Annotated in this window: 1 protein-coding gene; it reads right to left on the reverse strand. The window is 72.1% G+C overall.

Annotation, left to right across the window (positions count from 1 at the left end):
• The coding region (locus AC1DOC_RS34260) for an FUSC family membrane protein (protein ID WP_478131648.1) at positions 1–1,204 on the reverse strand (1,204 nt) is incomplete at its 3' end.
• Positions 1,205–1,224 lie beyond the last annotated feature (20 nt).

Below are 1,224 nucleotides of genomic sequence, written 5' to 3' on the forward strand. Positions count from 1 at the left end.
GCGCGTCCCAGCGCCACAGCGTGAGAAAGGGCCGCAGCGACCAGTCGGTCGGGCTCACGAACATCTGCCAGTTGGCGCGCACCACCGCAAGATTGGGCTCGGCATCGCCGCGCGCCATGGCCGACAGGCGCAGCACCTCGTCGTTGATGTGGCCGATGCGGCTGGCCAGGCCGCGCGCGAGCATGGCGGCGTTCGGGCCCGGCAGGCCGTGGCTGGCGATATGGTCTTCGCCCGAAAGATGGATCGACGCGAGCCGCGGGCGCCGGTCGGCCACCGGCTCGGGCTGGCGGCCCATCAGCAGCGCGTCGCCGAGCGCGGTGGTGTCGTCGGCCAGCTCCTCGAGCACGCGGCGCATCTCGATGAGCGCCTCGGCGTGCGCGGGATGGCTCTTGAGCGCGTCCAGGTCGAGCTCGCTCGCGAGCAGCTGGTCGCGCATCTCGAGCACGATCACCAGCATGGCGGCCAGCCGCTGCCGGCGCGGCGTGCGCGGCGATTCGAGCACGATGTCGCGCGTGGCCTGCAGCTGGTCGGCCAGCGCGGCCTGTTCGCGCAGCAGCCGGCCCAGCAAAGGCGCGGGGGTTTCGCGGATGTCGCTGGTGTCGTCGCGCGGCGTGAACTGGCTGGCCTCGGTGCGCATCAGCGCGGCCAGCGAATACAGCACGTCCGAGACCGACTGCACGCGAAAGCGCGAATTCAGCGCATGGTTGGCGAGCGTGGCCCAGATCACGTAGAGCCCGGCGCCGATGCCGAAGTGCCAGGTGCGCTCGAGCGCCTCGGCCATGCCGCTGGGTGCGGGCGTGGCCATCGAGAAGATCATCGAGAACATCACCGCGATGGCAATGGGAATGCCCCGCTTGCCCCATGCCATCGCCAGGAAGGCGACGAAGGTGGCGGGCACCAGCACCAGGCCCAGGCGTATGGGCGCGGCGTGCAGCAGCTGCACCAGGAAGAACAGCGGCAGCCCGATCAGCGGGGCCGGCAGCATCTGGAAGAACTTGCCGCGGCGCGGGCCGGGCAGGTCGGGCGGGGCCGTGACGATCACGCCCACCGCGGCGGCCGAGGCCGCGACGGCGCCGAGCCACAGGTGCGCGCCGGCCGAGATCACGAGCAGGCCGAGCGCGACGGTGAGGCCGCTGGCGACGTACTGGCTCAGCGCAATGCGCAGCGCCGCACGGAAGCGGAGGGCGGCGCCTGGCCCCTGCATCACTTGGCGGAAGCGTCGCC

The sequence above is a fragment of the Variovorax sp. 01T439_2 genome, from assembly GCF_056398445.1.